At 67.3% G+C, this 957-nt stretch carries 1 protein-coding gene; it reads left to right on the top strand.

Annotated elements, in window-relative coordinates:
• Positions 1–957: AMP-binding protein (locus tag AXW62_RS39740; RefSeq protein WP_159061127.1), on the top strand; the 957-nt coding region annotated here is incomplete at both ends.

Below are 957 nucleotides of genomic sequence, written 5' to 3'. Positions count from 1 at the left end.
GATGTCGTCGGGCGCGGTGGTGAACCTGCTGCGCTGGCATGCGATGACCGTGCCCGGCGGCGTGGGCACCCGCACCGCGCAGTTCACCGCACTGAGCTTCGACGTCTCCGTGCAGGAGACCCTCTCCGCACTGACCACCGGCAAAACACTCGTCATACCCCCCGACACGACACGACGGGACGCCGCAGCCCTCACCCAATGGCTGCACGAACACCACATCACCGAACTCTTCGCACCCCACCTCGTCATCGAAGCGGTATGCCAAGCCGCCAACGAAACACACCTCCACCTCCCCCACCTCCAGCACCTCATCCAAGCCGGCGAAGCACTGACCCTCACCGAACCCCTACGAGAATTCTTCCTCCACCACCCCACAGCACAACTGCACAACAACTACGGCCCCACCGAAACCCACGTCGCCACCGCCCACACCCTCCCCACCACCCACACCTGGCACGAACCCACCGCACCCATCGGCCACCCCATCCACACCACCTCCGCCTACGTCCTGGACACCGGACTACAGCCAGTCCCGGTCGGCGTACCCGGCGAGCTGTACCTCGCCGGTGCCGGCGTCGCCCGCGGCTACCTCGGCCGACCCGGCCTCACCGCATCACGCTTCATCGCCAACCCCTACACCCAGGACGGTACGGGCGCCCGCATGTACCGCACCGGAGACATCGTCCGCTGGCGCGCCGACGGCCAGCTGGAATACCTCGGACGCGCCGACGACCAGGTCAAGATCCGCGGCTTCCGCATCGAACCCGGCGAAATCGCCTCCGTCCTCACCCACCACCCCGCCGTGGCCCAAGCGGTCGTCATCACCCACGAAGACCGCCCCGGCCACAAACACCTCGTCGCCTACGTCGTCCCGGCCGATGACGAAAGCCCCGACCCGGCCACACTCCGCACACACATGGCGGAGAAACTCCCGGACTACATGGTCCCCTCAGCCGT

The sequence above is a fragment of the Streptomyces hygroscopicus subsp. hygroscopicus genome, assembly GCF_001553455.1.
Taxonomy (GTDB): domain Bacteria; phylum Actinomycetota; class Actinomycetes; order Streptomycetales; family Streptomycetaceae; genus Streptomyces; species Streptomyces hygroscopicus.
Note: the sequence above shows the minus strand (reverse complement) of the source record. Positions and strands in the feature narration are given on the sequence as shown.